The sequence below is a fragment of the uncultured Roseibium sp. genome, assembly GCF_947496995.1.
Taxonomy (GTDB): domain Bacteria; phylum Pseudomonadota; class Alphaproteobacteria; order Rhizobiales; family Stappiaceae; genus Roseibium.
On the sequence record NZ_CANMFD010000002.1, the window covers coordinates 626,471 to 643,453 of the forward strand.

Consider the following 16,983-nt stretch of genomic DNA (forward strand, 5'->3'; position numbering starts at 1 on the left):
GTCCTTCGGATCGTTCAAAAAGCGATTGTCTCCGGCGTTGCAAAATCTTGAAAACCAGAAAGGTTTCCTGCGATCTTGCGCCTTGGCGCCAATCATTTTCTGAACGACCTGAAAGCATAATTTTATGAGTCCACACCCTAGGCTGATGTCCTGTCGGGACGGCAAGAAGTGCATAAGGAGACTATCGGCGGCATGAAGACGGAGCACGGGGTGTTGAGTGCGGACCGGGTCCTCGGTTGTATTCTTGCCGGAGGACAGTCCCGCCGCATGGGCGGCGGCGACAAGAGCCTGATGGACCTCGGCGGCAAGACGATGCTGGACATGGTTGTCGAGCGGTTCAGGCAGCAGGTCCCGGAAATCATCTTGAACGCCAATGGCGATCCGGGCCGCTTCTCGCCTTTCGGTCTGCCGGTCGTTGCAGATCCTGTCGGTGAATTTGCCGGACCTCTCGCCGGAATACTGGCAGGGCTGTCCTATGCCAGAGCGAACAGACCGGGCATTACCCACGTCGTGTCGGTTGCCGGAGATACGCCGTTTTTCCCCGTAACGCTGGTGAAGCATCTGTGTTCGGTCACCCCTTCGCGAGAGCCGGTCATCGCTCTCGCCTCATCTTCCGACCGGCTGCATCCCGTTTTCGGCCTGTGGCCGGTTGCTCTCTACGAAGATCTGCACGACTGGCTGACGAGCGGCCAGAGCGGCAAGGTGCTCGCGTTCGTCGACCGTCATGACAGCGTGGAAGTCTCATTCAGCACCGACCCGGCAACCGGCATGGACCCCTTTTTCAATGCGAACCGACCTGAAGACCTTGCGAAGGTTCAGGAAGCGATGAGCCCCAGGTGACGATGAACGCCACACCCGTTTTCGGCATTACCGGCTGGAAGAATTCCGGCAAGACCGGGCTTGTGACCCGTCTGGTGGCGGAATTCACCCGCCGGGGCTTCAGGGTTTCGACGGTCAAGCATGCCCACCATGATTTCGATATCGACAGGCCCGGCGCCGACAGCTACCGGCACAGGGAAGCAGGCGCGCATGAAGTCGCCCTGGTGTCAGGTCGTCGCTGGGCCCTGATGCATGAACTCAGGGGAGACGAGGAACCGCCTCTGGACGCCATTCTTTCGCGCATCGCCTCGTGCGATCTCATCCTGATCGAAGGCTACAAGCGCGAAGCGCATCCGAAGATCGAGACCCGGCGCAGTGCATCGGGTGACCGGGAGCCGCTTTCGGTCTCCGATCCGAACATCGTCGCAATTGCCGCCGATCATGGCCTGCCGGACGAAAAGCTCCCGGTCTTCCATCTCGACGATGTGGGGCAAATCGCGGATTTCATCCAAGCGCGTCTTGAACTGGAAAGACCCGCCCCATGACCGGCAAAGGACTTGTCGACGACTGTTTCGCGCACAGCAAGGACATGCTCCTTCATGATGAAGCGCTAGCAATCCTGAAGGAACGGATTTCAGCCGTTACAGTCCCGGAGAGCCTGCCGCTTGCAAAGGCGCTGGAGCGCATTCTCGCCGAAGACATCACGGCGCCACGCGATGTCCCGCTAGCCGACAATTCCGCCGTCGACGGCTACGCCTTCCGCCATTCCGATTTCGACGAAGCCGGCGGATTTTTCCGGCTGCAGCAAAGGATCGCCGCCGGTCATGCCAGCGATGCCCGAATGGCGCCGTGGTCCGCTGCGCGGATTTTCACCGGAGCGGTCATGCCACCGGGCGCCGACACCGTCGCCATGCAGGAGGATTGCGAGCCGCACCGGCAGGACGGTCAGGAGTTCGTGGTCGTGCCGCAGGGGTTGAGGAAAGGCGCCAACTGCCGCAAGGCAGGTGAAGATATCGCGGCAGGAACTACCATCCTGGAAGCCGGTCACCGGCTGCGTCCGCAGGATCTGGCGGCCGTGGCTTCCACCGGCCTGGCCGATATCAGCGTCTTCGGAAAGCTCAGGGTGGGTCTGGTGTCTACCGGCGACGAGTTGCGCCGTCCGGGAGACCTGATTTCTCTCGGAGATGTTTACGATGCAAATCATTTTCTGTTGCAGGGCCTGTGCGCCGGACTTCCTGTCGAAGCCGAGGATCTGGGGATCATCAGGGACGAGGCTTCTCTCGTCGGAACCGCGCTGAGAGAAGCGTCAGATCGGTTCGATGTCGTCCTGACCACCGGCGGTGCAAGCCGAGGTGAAGAAGATCATATCCACAAGGCCCTGGACCGGCTAGGAAAACGGCACATGTGGCAGCTTGCGGTCAAGCCCGGCCGGCCCATGATGTTCGGCAAGATCGGCGCCTGCACGTTTCTGGGGCTTCCCGGAAATCCGGTTGCGGCCATGGTCAGTTTCCTGCTTTACGCCCGGCCAGTCATCAGCGTGATGGCAGGCGGTGCCTTCCTCGAACCGCAGCGTTTTCAGGTCCCGGCGGACTTCGAAGTCACGAACAAGAAGCCGGACAGGCGCGAGTTCTACCGGGGCTATCTGCAGAACGACGGCAACGGGCGGCCCGTCGTCCGGAAATTCGGGCGCGACGGATCGGGTCTGATCACGGGATTGCGCGAGGCGGATGGCCTGATCGAAATTCCCGAAGAGACCCGGAGCGTCGCCAGGGGCGATCCGGTGACTTTCCTGCCCTTTTCCGGTTTCGGCATTCGCTAGAGCGGGACGCGTTCAAGCAGCAGTCCACCTGCGGCAATCAGACCTCGTCCACATCCACCACCCAGGGTTCCTTCAGGGCGTCCTCTTCCCAGGCCTGCCATGCCGGCGTGGATGTCATCGTTTCGCTGTAGCGATGGAAGACGGGATCATCTGAAAGACGATAGGTTGTGAAGCGGCTGACAACCGGGGCGAACATCGCATCGGCAATGGTGAAATCGCCGAACAGGAAAGGCCCGCCCGACTCTTCCAGGCATTCGCCCCAGATTTGCACGATGCGTGCAACATCCGCCTTGACGCCATCGTTGACCTCGACCTCCTCGGCCGGACGACGCATGTTCATGGGACAGGCGCTGCGCAGGGCAACAAACCCGGAATGCATTTCCGCCGAAACAGCCTTTGCCTTGGCCCGGGACGTCAATTCTTCCGGCCACAAGCCCTTTTCGGGATAGATCTCGGATGCATATTCAAGAATTGCCAGGCTGTCCCAGACGGTCAGATCGCCGTCCTTCAAAACCGGAACCTTCATGTTCGGCGAAAAGGCCGCGAACTTGGGGTTGCCGCGCGCAAAGTCGAAGGGCACCAGGTGTTCCCGGAATGGAATCCCCTTCTGTTTCAGCGCGATCCACGGTCTGAACGACCACGAAGAGTAGTTCTTGTTTCCGATGAACAGTTCAAATGCTGCCATTTCAAGCCCCTGTTAAAGGAAATCCGGCGCGCCCTCGTTCCGGTGGAACGGATTCCCGTGCCGATAGCAATCCTACGGAGTTCTACGGACAGCTACAAATTCAATAACGTCATGAATATCAAGAAAAATCTTGATGAATGCGTCTGCACCGGCATCGATTCCACTGGAATCTTCAGATGGTTTCTGCCTGTAAAAACAGTCAGGTGTCTCAAAAACCGCGCCGTACTCACAAAATCAGCTTCTGCGTGCCGGGCATCGCGCCACTGCGGAACCGCTTCATTCGCAGACACCGGCTGCCCGCCCATGGCAGCGGATTAACACAGCCTGTCGATGCCTTCCCTTTCGATACGCACGTGTAACGCGCGAGAAATACACATCTACGCTGTGTTTTTTTATCAGGCATGCTTGAAATTCAGGCTGAAGTGTATGGAATAGGACAATCGGGCTACAAGGCGGGAGAAACCCGCCTGCGCCGCGAAGAAAAGTAATTAGGGGAACCAAATATGCGTGTATTGCGTATGGCTGCTGCCGCTGTTGCAGTTCTGGCTGTCGTTAGCGGCGCCGAGGCGAAAGACTGGTCCAAGGTGCGCATCGGCACCGAAGGCGCCTACCCTCCGTTCAACTCTCTCACTGCAGATGGCGAACTGATCGGCTTCGACATCGACATCGCCAAGGCGCTGTGTGAAGAGATGAAGGTCGAGTGCGAATTCGTCACCCAGGATTGGGACGGCATGATCCCGGCTCTTCAGGCCGGCAAGTTCGACGCCGTGATCGCGTCCATGTCGATCACCGAAGAGCGCAAGCAGAAGGTCGACTTCACCAACAAATACTACAACACCCCGCCGGCAATCGCCGTGCCGAAGGACTCCAAGATCGCCGGCACGTCCGATGCCGACCTCAAAGGCATTACCCTTGGCGCCCAGTCCTCCACGACCCACTCCAACTATGCCGAAGAGAAGCTGCCGTCCGCGGAGCTGAAGCTTTATCCGACGCCTGACGAGTACAAGCTGGACGTTGCCAGCGGTCGTATCGATGGTGTGATCGACGACGTCGTGGTGCTCTCCGACTGGCTGGCGACCGATGACGGCGCCTGCTGCAAGCTGCTTGGCACGCTCACCCCGGATCCGGTCATCAACGGTGAAGGTGCAGGTATCGCCATCCGCAAGGACGACGGCGACCTCAAGGAGATGTTCAACACGGCGATCGAAGGCATCCTGGCGAACGGCAAGTACAAGGAAATCAACGACAAGTACTTCACGTTCGACGTCTACGGCGGCTGATCAGCCCGCTGTTTTTCAACTCTCGGGCACGGCGCGCAAATCGCGCCGTGCCCTGGCTGCAAGAAAGCCTTCCGCAGTTCGGCCGATGGGGCGGTTGAACCAACAACGATAAGCAAGAAAGAAGCGCCGGCTTATGAATGAAGCTTTGACGCTGCTGTCCTTTGGCGAAGGCGGCTGGGGCGACACCATTGCATTCGGCATTCTGGTGACCGTGTCTCTGGCAATCGCAACGCTGCCATTCGGCCTGTTCCTTGGCTTTGTGATCGCACTTGCAAAGAATTCGTCAGAGCCCAGTCTCAGGCTCGCCGCCAATATCTACACCACAATCTTCCGGGGCCTGCCGGAACTCCTGACACTCTTTCTGGTGTATTTCGGGGTTCAGATCGGCATTCAATACGGCCTGACCATGATCGGCGTCGAAACCTACGTCGAGGTGAACTCCTTTGTCGCGGGCATGGTCGCCCTGGCGTTTGTCTTTTCGTCCTATGCCTCCGAAGCTTTCCTGTCCGCTTTCCGTGGCATCCCTGACGGCCAGTACGAAGGCGGGAAAGCGCTCGGCATGTCGCGTTTCAAGACGATGAGATTCATTATTCTGCCGCAGCTGATCCGCCTTGCCCTGCCCGCCCTCGGGAACCTCTGGCTGATCCTGGTCAAGGAAACATCCCTCGTCTCCGTCATCGGCCTGGCCGATCTGGTGCGCGAAGCGGGAATTGCCGCACGCGTGACAAAGGAGCCTTTCCTGTTCTTCGGGATTGCCTGCCTGGTCTACCTGGTGCTGGCAATGATCTCCTCCGCGGGTCTTTCCCGGGTCGAACGCTGGACCAAACGAGGAGAAGCCGCACGATGATTGCAGCCAATCCTGCAGCCGAACTCAAACGCCCCCCGGCCCCGCCGCGCCGCTGGACCAACGCCCGGATACTCGGCCACGTTCTGATGGCGCTGTGGATCGTATCCGGGGCGTCGCTGGTCTATTATCTTGGTTCCAACGTCGCCAGCCCGTTTGTCCTGAAGTACTGGCCGAACTACATCGACGGTTTTCTGGTGACGCTGCAGATCGTCAGTCTTTCACTGCTGATCGGAGCTCTGCTCAGTCTTCCCATCGCGGCTGCCCGGTCTTCCAGGTGGATCATCTTTTCCGCCCCCGCCTACGGTTACGTCTACTTCTTCCGCGGCACACCGCTTTTGGCGCAAACGTTCCTGATCTATTACGGCGCGGGCTCGTTCCGAGAGGAACTGGAAGCCGTTGGTCTGTGGAGTTTTTTCCGGGAAGCCTGGTACTGCGTGATTTTCGCCTTTGCGCTCAACACGTCCGCCTATCAGGCGGAAATCCTGCGCGGCGCAATCCAGAATGTGCCGAAGGGTCAGTGGGAAGGCGCGGAAGCGCTCGGGCTGTCCAGGCCGGTCACGTTCTTCAAGGTGATCCTGCCGCAGGCGATGATGGTGGCGCTCAGGCCTTACGGCAATGAAATCATCCTGATGATCAAGGGCTCCGCCATTGCCTCCATCGTCACGATCTACGACCTTATGGGCGAAACCAGGCGGGCCTATTCCAGATCCTATGACTTTCAGGCCTATATCTGGGCCGCGGTGTTGTATCTCGTCATCGTGGAGGTTCTCCGCCGCGTATGGGACAGGATAGAGCTGCGTCTTACCCGTCACCTGAAGCGTTAGTCTTTCGCCGTTTTCGGCCTTCTTCTCCTTACAAACGGATCATCCGTCATGTCCAAGACATCCTCGTCCACGCCCGGTCTTCATGTAGACAGTCTGCTTGCCCATGGCGGCGGCGGTTATGATCGGGCGACCGGCGCCGTCGTGCCGCCGATCCCCACGGCGACGACATTCGTGCGCGACGAAGCCTACGAACTGCGCAATCCCGGCCACCTCTACAGCCGCGACGACAACGACCTTTTCCTCAAGACCGAAGGCCTGATTGCCACGCTTGAGGGCGGTGCCGAAAGCCGCCTGTTCGCCTCCGGCATGGCAGCGATTGCCGCGATTGCCCGGACCGTCAAACCCGGCGGCACGCTGCTTGTCCAGTCCGGAATCTATTGGGGCACCACGCTGTTCCTGCGCAAGCTCTGCGCGCGCGGTAACGTCGCCCTGGTCGAGGCGGACGCTGGCGATCTTCAGGTATTCCTTGACGAAATTTCGGTGACAAAGCCGGATCTCGTCTGGCTGGAGGTACCCAGCAATCCGTTTCTGGAAGTCGCCGATATCCGCAACATTGCAACGCGCTGCAAGGAAATGGGCGCGATTTCATGCGTTGATGCCACCGCAGCGACGCCGCTGATCCTGAAGCCGCTGAGGTTTGGCGCGGATCTGGTGATGCATTCGGCCACCAAGGCTCTCAACGGCCATTCCGATCTTCTCGGCGGGGTCGTGACCACCGCCGATGCGGACAGCGAGGCCTGGGCATTCGTTCGTGAAGAACGCAAGCTGGCGGGTGCTGTCCTCGGGTCCTTCGAGGCCTGGCTGCTACTGCGCGGTCTCAGGACATTGTCACTGCGCGTGGAACGCATGAACGCCAACACCCGCAAGCTGGCGGAATTTCTGCACGAGCATCCGAAAGTCGAGACCGTCCTTTATCCAGGACTTGCCAGCCATCCGCAGCACGAACTTGCCAGATCGATGATGACCGGCGGATTCGGATCGCTGCTTTCGGTCCAGTTCAAAGGCGGCAGTGAGGAGGCCCTGAAGGTCGCGGGAGCGCTCGACCTCTTCCAGCGGGCGACTTCGCTCGGGGGCACGGAGAGCCTTGTGGAACACCGCTACACGATCGAGGGAGAAAGCTCCGGCATTCCGAAAAATCTGCTGCGGCTTTCCATCGGGATCGAGCATATCGACGATCTGATCGCGGACTTCGACCAGGCGCTGTCTGTGATCTGAAGGCCTGTCAGCAGTCCGTCAGATCCGGTCGCAAGGTTCGCAACCAGCTCATGAAAGCCTTCAGGGGTGGGCGTTTGACACCAGGGCGTGTCACCAGATGGTAGCCGGTTCCCGGATAGACGCCCTCTTCGAACAGGACCTTGAGATTGCCGGTGGCGATATCGGCTTCGAGAAACATTTTCGCCGTTGCTGAAATGCCTTCACCTCTGCGCACCCCTTCGAGCACCATGTATCCCGGAAGGTGGGTGATGTTGAGTTTGCCGGTCGGAACCACGCCCTGACGCTCCATCCAGATCGTCAGTTCGTTCGTGCCGTATTCGGAAAGCCATGGAAACTCGAGGATGTCCTCCGGCTTCTCGATGCGCTTGTCGCCGATCAGGCAGCTTGCGCCGACAACGGCGAAGTTGGTGCAGATGAAGAGCTCGGACTCAAAGCCCGGCCAGTCTCCCTTGCCGAAGCGGATCGCAAGATCGACACCGCCGGGTTTCAACTCGACCACTTCAGCGGTCGGGTTGAGCATGAGTTCGATATCCGGATGCTTGAGGCGGAAATCGTTGATACGCGGCATCAGCCAGCTGACGGCGAAGGACGGCGTCACGGTGATGTTCAGCGGACGAGCAATGTCCTCCCGCAAGAGTTCGTCCAGAGTTTCCAGGATCGCCTCGAACCCGCGGCTCAGCCCCTCGAAAAGCTGTTCTCCTTCCGGCGACAGGACAATGCCGCGCCCTTCCCGCACGACAAGCTGCAGCCCGAGAAAGTTCTCAAGGCTCTTCACCTGCTGACTGATGGCTGCATGCGTGACATTCAGCTCACGCCCCGCGGCAGAGAGACTTTTCGTCTCCGCGACGGCGGCAAAGGTTTTCAGACTGTTGAGCGAGGGAAGAGAGCGCCAATCCATATGTAACTTCACCTTACATGTTGAAAATCTTCCTGACTGGATTTGAAGCCGGGATACAGCCACATTCTTATCACACACACCGGAAAGGAATGTAAGGCTATGTTGAATATCTATGCACGCAGCTTTCAGGAAGCAACCCGCTTTTCCGCAAGTACCCGTCCCGACCCGTTCACCCAGCGCTGCTTCGATGCCGTCGCTGCCAAGAGGAACGGCGCCTTTTTCGGCTGGCTGCGCCGGCTCGTCCGGCGTCCCGCCCCGAAGAACTGAGCCAGACTGACTGATTTCTGGCTCACAGAGCCTTCAGGCTGACAGACTGCAACAAATATCCTAGAACTCCAGACGAACAACTCATTCAACGGCCCGGTGTTCACCGGGTCTTTTTCTGAAAAGGGAGCGTCTCGATGGCAAAGGTTGCATTCATCGGTTTGGGAGTCATGGGATATCCGATGGCCGGCCACCTGAAAAACAAGGGAGGCCATGACGTTACTGTCTATAACCGCACCACCGCCAAGGCTGAAAAATGGGCCAAAGAGTTCGGCGGCAGCTTTGCAAAAACACCCAGGGAAGCCGCGGAAGGCTGCGACTTCGTTTTCTCCTGTGTGGGCAATGACGACGATCTGCGCACTGTGACCACCGGTGCGGACGGTGCCTTTCACGGCCTCAAGCAGGGTGCCGTTTTCATCGACAACACCACAGCATCCGCAGAAGTCGCGCGGGAGCTCTATGCAGCCGCCAAGGACAAGGGCTGCAGCTTCATCGATGCCCCGGTTTCCGGCGGACAGGCAGGTGCGGAGAACGGCGCGCTGACCGTCATGTGCGGCGGCGACCAGGATGTTTTCGAAAAAGCCAAGCCGATCATCGAAAGCTTTGCCAAGTTTGCCGGACTGATGGGCGAGTGCGGCGCGGGACAATTGACCAAGATGGTCAACCAGATCTGCATCGCGGGTGTTCTTCAGGGGCTTTCCGAAGCCATTCACTTCGCCAAGAAAGCGGATCTGGATGTCGAGCGGGTGATTTCGGCGATCCGCGGCGGCGCGGCACAATCCTGGCAGATGGAAAACCGCTGGGAAACGATGAACGACGGCAAATTCGACTACGGTTTTGCCGTCGACTGGATGCGCAAGGACCTCGGTATCTGCCTGAAAACGGCAAATGATACCGGTGCCCGCCTGCCGGTCACGGCCCTGGTCGACCAGTTCTATGCCGAGGTTCAGGCGATGGGCGGCGAGCGCTGGGATACTTCCAGCCTGATCGCCCGGCTGGAAAACGCCGACAAGAAATAATCCTGCCGGCCGCCTTGCCCGTTCAATGCCGCTCCTTACTGCCCGGAAGCTTCCCTGGCGATCTCATCGAGCAGCGCATTGACATCGGCAATGGCGGCCCTGGATTCCTCTGACCCGGTAGGTGAAAGCTGGCGGAAACCGACCGTGACCTTGCCTGCAGTCTCCGGGGTTTCATAAACAAACACGGTGTAGGGGCAATAGGCGATATTCGCCGCGTCCGCTTCCATGGCCTTTCTCGACAGATTGGCCGAGCAGAACAGCATGGCCTGGGCGTTGGAGAAGATCTCCTTCTTGCCGCCGACATCTTCCCCGGTCCGGGCCAGCATGTCGCCGATATGCGAGACGTAATCGATCACCAGACCGCGGTTGACGATGGCGTTTTCCAGATCGAAGCGGATATCGTCGAAGGCACCTTCGATTTCATACGCGGTCACCCCTTCCGGAACGCCCTGGGCCGTTGAGACAGATGTCGCGCCTGTCATCAAAGCGGTGCCCAGAAGCAGTGCCTGAGCGATCTTTCCGAATTTTTCCAACATACGATGTCCTCCCTTGATGCGGCCGCAAGAATACGCTTCCTGCAGCCGGGAGCAATTGACATATCGCATTCCTTGCATATTTCCGGTCTGACCGCGTCTTTGCAGACTGCCTCGCCTGAAGGCGCGCGGGAAATCTAAACGTCGACCTCGATCGTTCCGATCGGGTTGGAGCAGCAGGCCAGGATGTAACCGGCGTCGACATCGTCCTCGCTGATACCGCCGGAGTGAACCATGTGCACGTCGCCGGACAGCTTCTTCACCTTGCAGGTTCCGCAGACCCCGAAGGTGCAGCCGGACGGAATGTTGAGGCCCGCGCCCTTGGCCACCGCCAGGACGGTGTCCGTTTCAGAGCACCACGCGGAAACCTTCGAACCGGCAAAAACGATCTGCGCCTTGACGTCCTCCTGCGGAACGACATCGTCGAATTCGGTCAGTTCCGCATTGGTCTCCGCCGGTGCCTGGAAACTCTCCTGATGATAGCGGTCCATGTCGTAGCCCAGCGCGTTCAGGATCTCGCGCACCGCGTCCATGAAGCCGTCCGGACCGCAGCAGTAGACCTCCCGCTCCAGGTAATCCGCGCACATGAGACCGAGCATCAACTGGTTGAAACGACCGCGATACCCGGTCCAGACCTCGTAAGGATCGCTCTTGCTGACGACGAAATGCAATTGAAGCCCGCTCACCCGGCTCGCCATGTATTCCAGCTTCTTGCGGAAGATGAGGTCGACCGGGCGGTTGGCGCACTGGATGAAACAGATATCGGGGTCTTCACCGCGTTCAAACAGGGTGGTTGCCATGGACATCATCGGCGTGACGCCTGAGCCCGCCGAGACAAAGAGATATTTGCCGTCCGGATTGACGGGCAGATGGAAAAGCCCCGCCGGCCCGAAGGCCTTGATCCGCATGCCCGGCGCCAGATGATCCAGCATCCATCTCGTGCCGACGCTGCCCTGCTGGGCCTTCACGGTCAGGGAGATATAGGCATTCGTCACCGGCGAGGAGGAGATCGTATAGGTGCGCTGAACATTGCCACCGGGCACAGGCAGGTCCAGGGTGATGAACTGGCCGGCCTTGTAGAGGAAGGTTGCGCCGGAAGGCGGACGAAAGGTGAAGGTCTTCACATCGGGCGCTTCCGGCAGCACGCTGACGCATTCCAGAATCTCGCTATCGGTCCAGACAGGCGTTTCGCGCCCGGGCATCGGGATCATGGCTCTACTCCGCCGCCACGCGGAAGCGGCCGATCAGCCTGTTTTCAAGCGCCCGCGCATACCAGTCGATGAACTGGATGACACCGCTTTCCTGCGTGGTGGAATAGGGGCCGGGCTCATAAGCGGGAGAATTGATGCCGATCTGGTTTTCTTCCACGATGCGCCGGTCTTCGTCGTTCGTGTGCATCCAGACCTCGGTCAGGCGTTCCAGATCGTAATCGCGCCCCTCCTCGGCATCCTTGTGTACCAGCCAGGTGGTGGTGACCTCGGTCTCCATCGGCCCGACGGGCAGCATGCGGAATGTCAGCACCTGGTCGGACAGGAAGTGGTTCCAGGTGTTGGGGAAGTGGAAGAACAGGCAGGACCCGGCATTGTCGAACGGAACCGTGCCGATACGTTTTGAGACCGCCGCCGTGCCATCCATCGTGTAGCTGACCGCGTTGCCGAGGAACGGAATGCGCACGAAGCGCCATTGTTCGGATGGAGCAATCACGAATTTCGCCGGCAGACCGGCTTTTTCGCAGCGCTCCACATGCGCCTTGCCGACATTGGACGAGGACGCGTCGTCCCCGCCGACCAGATACGGGTCATCGGGGAAGGTGCGGCACAGGGACGGATGGGAACCGGAGCAATGATAACATTCCCGGTTGTTCTCCATCACCAGCTTCCAGTTGGCTTTCTCGATGATGGTCGAGCTATGGGCGACCTTCAGTCCGCTCAGTTCATGCGGGCCGCCGTAGCGGGCTGCCTGTTTCTCCAGCTCGGAGGTATCGGGCACGACATCGGCAAGGCAGATAAAGACCATGCCGGAGATATTCTTGCAGTGGACAGGTTTCAACCCGTGCTCTTCCGGCTTGAAGTCCGGCCCCATCTCGCGCGCGAAAAGCAGCTTGCCGTCAAGCTCGTAAGTCCACTGGTGATACGGGCAGACCAGTTTCGGCGCCGAGCCTTTGGCGGCCGAGCAGATGCGGCTGCCCCGATGGCGGCAGGAATTGTGGAAGGCTCGGATGGTGCCGTCCGCCCCCCGGACGATGATCACCGAATAGGCGCCTATCTGCAGGGTGATATAGGCCCCGGATTTGGGAAGCTCAGCCGAAGGCGCGGCGAAGATCCATTCGCTGTGCCAGATGTTTTTCATGTCCGATTGAAAGACATCCGCGTCGGTATAAAACGCCTGCGGCAGGGAATACCCTGGCCGGCGGCCCATCAGGAGGGAAAGAACATCCGCATCGCTCAGCATTTTGACACACCCTATCCAGCCGACTCTCGCGGCTCATCTCATGACCGGAAACTAGGCTCTCCCGTCTTCGCCGCCATAGCCAAAAACGGCATCGGCTTATGCAGGTTGGACGCAGCAAGAATAAAATGCGTGCGATGCAGCATTTCTAGATGTCCTTGACCAGCCGCAGGGCATCGTAGATGGCCGCATGGGTATTGCGCGCGGAGACCGCGTCACCGATGCGGTAAAGCGCGAATTGCCCTTCCGGGTTGGCCTCCAGAGGCTGCGGCCGGCCGGAAAGCAGCGCATCCTGATTGACAGAACCGAGATTTTTCGAGCGCGGCTTGAGATCGAAATATAGCTCATCCATCGGCACGGTGCCGTGGTTGACGACTATCTGGTCAAAGTCCCGTTCTTGTGTATGGGCTGAATAATCCGTGCCGATCACGGCGGTCAGGAGATTGCCGGAGCGCCTGACCGCCTTCAGGCGGTATGTGACGGTGAACCGGACATCCCTTTCCTGCAGGGCGCGCATATAGGGCACCAGGTTCATGGCCATGACTTCGGGGGCAAAGGACCGGTCCGGCGTCATGACCTCGACATGGGCTCCGGTGGCCGCGATGAGTTCGGCGGCCTGCAGCGCCGGGTGATCGCCGGCATCGTCGTAAACCAGCACCCGGTTTCCGGGTTTCACATCCCCGGAGATGATATCCCAGGAGGACACGACAAGATCGTTGCCTTGCGAAAGCACTTCGGTGTGCGGCAGTCCGCCCGTTGCGACAATGACCACCTCGGGATCTTCCGAAAGGACGTCCTCCGCCTCCGCAAAGACGTTGAAACGGAAGCCGACACCGCGCGCAAGGCACTGTTCCATGCGCCAGTCGATGATCGAAATCATCTCGCGGCGGCGTTCCGACTGGGCCGTCAGGCGGATCTGGCCGCCAGCGTCGGGCGCAGCTTCCAGAACCGTGACCTTGTGACCGCGTTCGGCGGCCACGCGTGCTGCCTCCATGCCCGCCGGCCCGGCGCCGACAACGACGACCCGTTTGCTGACGTCCGCCGGTTCTATCTCGTGAGGCATCGACAGTTCGCGGCCCGTTGCCGCGTTGTGGATGCAAAGCGCCTCGCCGCCCTGGTAGATCCTGTCGAGGCAATAGGTCGCTCCGACACAAGGGCGGATCTCCCCTTCCCGCTTTTCCGTGATCTTCCTGACGATGAACGGATCGGCAATATGGGCACGGGTCATGCCAACCACGTCCAGAAGGCCTTCGGCGATGGCGTGGCGTGCGGTCGCGACATCCGGGATCTTCGCGGCATGGAAGGTCGGCAGGCCGATCTCCTTGCGGATACGCCCGGCAAAATCCAGATGCGGCGCGTTGCGCATGCCCTGAACCGGAATGACATCCGTCAGGCCCGGATCGGTATCGATATGGCCGCGGATGACATTCAGGAAGTCGATCTGGCCGGTGGCCTTCAGGCGCCGGGCGATCTCCAGCCCGTCCTCCGGTGTGATCCCGCCGTCCAGTTCTTCATCGGCGGTGAAACGAACACCGACAATGAAGTCATTGCCGACGCGCTTGCGAATGGCGTCGATCACCTCCAGCGAAAACCGCATCCGGTTTTCCAGCGTTCCGTTGTAGGGAGCGTCCAGGGTATTGGTCAGCGGGGACCAGAACTGGTCCATCAGGTGACCGTAGGCCTGCAGTTCGATGCCATCCATGCCGCCGGCCTTCATCCGTTCGGCCGCGCTCGCATAGTCTTCGATGATCCGGTTGATGTCCCAGTCTTCAAGCTTCTTCGGAAACGCCCTGTGGGATGCCTCCCGCTCATGGCTGGAAGAAACCGCCGGAAGCCAGTCCGCCTTGTTCCAGTTGGTGCGCCGGCCAAGATGGGTGAGCTGAATCATCACCGCGCAGCCGTGCTCGTGGCAGGCATCGGTCAACCTGGTGATCCAGGGAACCACCTCGTCCTTATAGGCCAGGATATTGTTGAACACCGGTGGCGAGTCTCTGGATATGGCAGCGGATCCGGCGGTCATCGTCAGCGCCACCCCTGCCTTCGCCCGTATCTCGTGATAGGCGCGGTACCGGTCCTTGGGCATGCCGTCTTCCGGATAGGCCGGTTCATGAGACGTGATCATGATCCGGTTTTTCAGTGTCAGGGATTTCAGCTTGTAGGGCTGCAGCAACGGATCTTTCGACATGCGTTTTCCTCTGGACGTGGCCTCTCACATTCCCGGGGCCGGCTTGTCTACAAGAGTAGGTTGTCTGCCGGGCTCGTGAAAAGACACAAAAACGACATTCATGTCGTTTTTGAAAACATAGGTGTCAATTTCGTTTGCGGGCGTTCGGAGGGGTTGGTAAAAACGACGGCATGAAAGAAGCTTTGATCGACAAGACATCCGGATGGCGCGGAACGCGAGAGGTATGGATCCGGGCGGCGTATGAGGCACTTCTGGAAAACGGTATCGATGCCGTGAAGGTGATGCCGCTTGCGGAGCGGCTCGGCTTGTCGCGCACCAGTTTCTACGGCCACTTTTCCGACCGCAAGGACCTTCTCAACGCCCTGGTCACGCACTGGCAGGCGCGCAACACCGGCAACCTTGTCCGGCGCACAGAGGATTATGCGGAAACGATCAGCGAGGCGGTCCTGAACGTCTTCGACCTCTGGCTAAGGCCGGACCTGTTCGACTCGCGCCTTGAATTCGCCGTGCGCAACTGGGCCCACACCGACGAAAGCCTTGCCGGGATGCTGGAGGAAGCAGACCGGGTGCGGGTCGAGGCATTTCAGGCGATGTTCGAGCGTTTCGGCTACGACCCCACTTATGCCCACATCCGGGCCAGCACGATCTATCAAACGCAGATCGGCTATATTTCCATGAAAAAAGACGGTCCCGACGAACCGCTGGCGCCGAGGCTGAAGCGCATGCCCTATTATGCGGAGATCTTCACCGGCCGGAAGCCCACCGAGGCGGAGTTCGCCCGGTTTCTCTCCCGCCATCCGCTGCCGGCGGCGACCGGAGACTGAGCCCGGTCTATCGGCTGCCGCTGCTCTTCATTCAGGCTTGGGCTTTTCAGTCGCCACATAGGCGAGCGGCAGCGCGGTGGTGTTCTTGATCTGCTCCATGGCGAAGGTCGTGGAGACGTCGGAGATGTCGATCTTCGCGATCAGCTTCTTGTAGAAGGCGTCATAGGCCTCAATGTCCGGCACGGCGACGCGCAGCAGATAGTCCACCTGACCGGCCATGCGATAGAATTCCATCACTTCGGGAAATTCCTTGATGACATCTGCGAATTTCTTCAGCCAGTCCTCGGAATGCTGGTTGGTGGTGATGGCAACGAACGCGGTGACCTTGGCATTGACCTTCGCCGGATCGAGCAATGCGACCCGGCCGGTGATCACGCCGTCCTCCTCCATCTTCTGGATGCGGCGCCAGCAGGGCGTCGTGGACAGGCCGACCCGCCTGCCGATTTCGGCGACAGGAACGGTGCAGTCCTCCTGAAGGATGGACATAATGCGGCGGTCGATGCGGTCGATCATGAGCTGTATCCTGCGTTTGGCAGCACAGTTGGTGAGTTACTTTGATAGCGGGACTTGGGAAATGGTTTCCCATTTTCCGGAAAACACGTAACGGAATTTCAACAAGATTGTCAATTCGCGCTGAATTGAGAATTATATTCGAAACCGGGCCAGCGGCCGCAATTATCCATTTCAGATCAGCCGGGCGACTTCGGCACGCAGGACCGGAAGCAGTTCGGTCTCGAACCAGGCATGCTTTTTCAGCCAGGTGTTGTTGCGCCAGGACGGATGGGGAAGCGGCAGCACCGCCGGCTGACCGGCCTCCCGTTCCGCCTCGAAATACTCCCGCCAGCAGGCAACGGTTTCGGTAAGCGTTTTCCGCCGCCGCGCGCCCAGATGATAGGCCTGGGCGTACTGGCCGATCGTCAGAACGAGTTCGATCTGCGGCATGGCGGCAAACAGCCGGTCATGCCAGGTTATCCGGCACTCGGACCTGGGCGGCAGATCGCCGCCTTTCGCATCCAGCCCCGGAAAGCAGAAACCCATCGGGACAATGGCGACACGCGCGGCATCGTAAAAGACGTCTTCGCCGATCCCCATCCAGTTTCTGAGACGATCGCCCGAAGGATCGGTGAAAGGCTGGCCGCTGCGATGCACCCGTGTCCCGGGCGCCTGTCCGCATATGCAGATCCGGGCAGTGGAAGACACCTGCAGCACAGGCCGGGGCTCATGCGGCAGCGGGGCCTTCAGCGGATTTTCGACACAGACGCGGCAGGCACGCACCTGCCTGGTCAATTTCTCCAGGTTTTTCGAATTCTTCTTCTTGGACAA

The 16,983-nt window shown here is 59.6% G+C and carries 18 protein-coding genes; 10 read left to right on the forward strand and 8 right to left on the reverse strand.

Annotated elements, in window-relative coordinates; genetic code table 11:
- The first annotated feature begins 213 nt into the window (after window positions 1-213).
- The 3 genes from mobA to glp are packed head-to-tail and all read left to right on the forward strand — an operon-like array spanning window position 214 to window position 2,638.
- Window positions 214-840, forward strand: coding sequence for a molybdenum cofactor guanylyltransferase MobA (mobA, locus tag Q1B40_RS11410; protein ID WP_299814911.1), 627 nt, complete (start codon window positions 214-216; stop codon window positions 838-840).
- A 2-nt stretch (window positions 841-842) separates the two neighbouring features.
- Window positions 843-1,364: a molybdopterin-guanine dinucleotide biosynthesis protein B gene (mobB, locus tag Q1B40_RS11415; RefSeq protein ID WP_299814914.1), complete on the forward strand. Its 522-nt coding sequence runs from the start codon at window positions 843-845 to the stop codon at window positions 1,362-1,364.
- A complete protein-coding gene (gene glp, locus Q1B40_RS11420; RefSeq protein ID WP_299814066.1) occupies window positions 1,361-2,638 on the forward strand; it encodes a gephyrin-like molybdotransferase Glp in 1,278 nt (425 codons plus the stop codon). Before mobB ends, glp begins: the two co-directional genes overlap by 4 nt.
- A 37-nt stretch (window positions 2,639-2,675) precedes the next feature.
- Here glp and Q1B40_RS11425 read toward each other — a convergent pair whose 3' ends face one another.
- A complete protein-coding gene (locus Q1B40_RS11425) occupies window positions 2,676-3,323 on the reverse strand; it encodes a glutathione S-transferase family protein (protein WP_299814069.1) in 648 nt (215 codons plus the stop codon).
- A gap of 503 nt (window positions 3,324-3,826) precedes the next feature.
- Between Q1B40_RS11425 and Q1B40_RS11430 the strand changes: the two genes are divergently transcribed.
- The 4 genes from Q1B40_RS11430 (at window position 3,827) to Q1B40_RS11445 (ending at window position 7,489) form a co-directional block, all read left to right on the forward strand.
- Window positions 3,827-4,603 (forward strand): ABC transporter substrate-binding protein, encoded by a 777-nt coding sequence (locus Q1B40_RS11430; RefSeq protein WP_299814072.1) that lies wholly within the window; start codon window positions 3,827-3,829, stop codon window positions 4,601-4,603.
- Between the two features lie 133 nt (window positions 4,604-4,736).
- Window positions 4,737-5,450 (forward strand): ABC transporter permease, encoded by a 714-nt coding sequence (locus tag Q1B40_RS11435; protein WP_299814075.1) that lies wholly within the window; start codon window positions 4,737-4,739, stop codon window positions 5,448-5,450.
- On the forward strand, window positions 5,447-6,274 hold the full coding sequence (locus Q1B40_RS11440; protein WP_299814077.1) for an ABC transporter permease: 828 nt from the start codon (window positions 5,447-5,449) through the stop codon (window positions 6,272-6,274). Before Q1B40_RS11435 ends, Q1B40_RS11440 begins: the two co-directional genes overlap by 4 nt.
- A gap of 48 nt (window positions 6,275-6,322) precedes the next feature.
- Complete coding sequence (locus Q1B40_RS11445; RefSeq protein WP_299814080.1) at window positions 6,323-7,489, forward strand: aminotransferase class I/II-fold pyridoxal phosphate-dependent enzyme; 1,167 nt, start codon at window positions 6,323-6,325, stop codon at window positions 7,487-7,489.
- A 7-nt stretch (window positions 7,490-7,496) separates the two neighbouring features.
- Here the strand turns inward: Q1B40_RS11445 and Q1B40_RS11450 are convergent, their stop codons facing one another.
- Complete coding sequence (locus Q1B40_RS11450) at window positions 7,497-8,387, reverse strand: LysR family transcriptional regulator (protein WP_299814083.1); 891 nt, start codon at window positions 8,385-8,387, stop codon at window positions 7,497-7,499.
- 99 nt (window positions 8,388-8,486) lie between these two features.
- Here Q1B40_RS11450 and Q1B40_RS11455 point away from each other — a divergent pair, with 99 nt between their 5' ends.
- Together Q1B40_RS11455 and Q1B40_RS11460 are read left to right on the forward strand one after the other, a co-directional pair.
- Window positions 8,487-8,654, forward strand: a complete 168-nt coding sequence (locus Q1B40_RS11455) for a hypothetical protein (protein ID WP_299814086.1) — start codon at window positions 8,487-8,489, stop codon at window positions 8,652-8,654.
- Window positions 8,655-8,788: 134 nt separating this feature from the next.
- The gene (locus tag Q1B40_RS11460) at window positions 8,789-9,670 is read left to right on the forward strand and encodes an NAD(P)-dependent oxidoreductase (protein ID WP_299814088.1); all 882 of its coding nucleotides are present in this window, start codon (window positions 8,789-8,791) and stop codon (window positions 9,668-9,670) included.
- A gap of 35 nt (window positions 9,671-9,705) precedes the next feature.
- Here Q1B40_RS11460 and Q1B40_RS11465 read toward each other — a convergent pair whose 3' ends face one another.
- The 4 genes from Q1B40_RS11465 to Q1B40_RS11480 all read right to left on the reverse strand — a co-directional run bounded on the left by Q1B40_RS11465 (window position 9,706) and on the right by Q1B40_RS11480 (window position 14,836).
- Complete coding sequence (locus Q1B40_RS11465) at window positions 9,706-10,206, reverse strand: DUF302 domain-containing protein (protein ID WP_299814091.1); 501 nt, start codon at window positions 10,204-10,206, stop codon at window positions 9,706-9,708.
- A 134-nt stretch (window positions 10,207-10,340) separates the two neighbouring features.
- A complete protein-coding gene (locus Q1B40_RS11470) occupies window positions 10,341-11,414 on the reverse strand; it encodes a hybrid-cluster NAD(P)-dependent oxidoreductase (protein WP_299814094.1) in 1,074 nt (357 codons plus the stop codon).
- Between the two features lie 4 nt (window positions 11,415-11,418).
- Window positions 11,419-12,654 (reverse strand): SRPBCC family protein, encoded by a 1,236-nt coding sequence (locus Q1B40_RS11475; RefSeq protein ID WP_299814097.1) that lies wholly within the window; start codon window positions 12,652-12,654, stop codon window positions 11,419-11,421.
- A gap of 145 nt (window positions 12,655-12,799) precedes the next feature.
- Complete coding sequence (locus Q1B40_RS11480; protein ID WP_299814100.1) at window positions 12,800-14,836, reverse strand: NADH:flavin oxidoreductase; 2,037 nt, start codon at window positions 14,834-14,836, stop codon at window positions 12,800-12,802.
- A gap of 170 nt (window positions 14,837-15,006) precedes the next feature.
- Here Q1B40_RS11480 and Q1B40_RS11485 point away from each other — a divergent pair, with 170 nt between their 5' ends.
- Window positions 15,007-15,660, forward strand: a complete 654-nt coding sequence (locus Q1B40_RS11485) for a TetR/AcrR family transcriptional regulator (RefSeq protein WP_299814103.1) — start codon at window positions 15,007-15,009, stop codon at window positions 15,658-15,660.
- 27 nt (window positions 15,661-15,687) lie between these two features.
- Here the strand turns inward: Q1B40_RS11485 and Q1B40_RS11490 are convergent, their stop codons facing one another.
- Together Q1B40_RS11490 and Q1B40_RS11495 are read right to left on the reverse strand one after the other, a co-directional pair.
- On the reverse strand, window positions 15,688-16,173 hold the full coding sequence (locus Q1B40_RS11490) for an Lrp/AsnC family transcriptional regulator (protein WP_299814106.1): 486 nt from the start codon (window positions 16,171-16,173) through the stop codon (window positions 15,688-15,690).
- A 171-nt stretch (window positions 16,174-16,344) separates the two neighbouring features.
- Window positions 16,345-16,983 (reverse strand): uracil-DNA glycosylase family protein, encoded by a 639-nt coding sequence (locus Q1B40_RS11495; RefSeq protein ID WP_299814109.1) that lies wholly within the window; start codon window positions 16,981-16,983, stop codon window positions 16,345-16,347.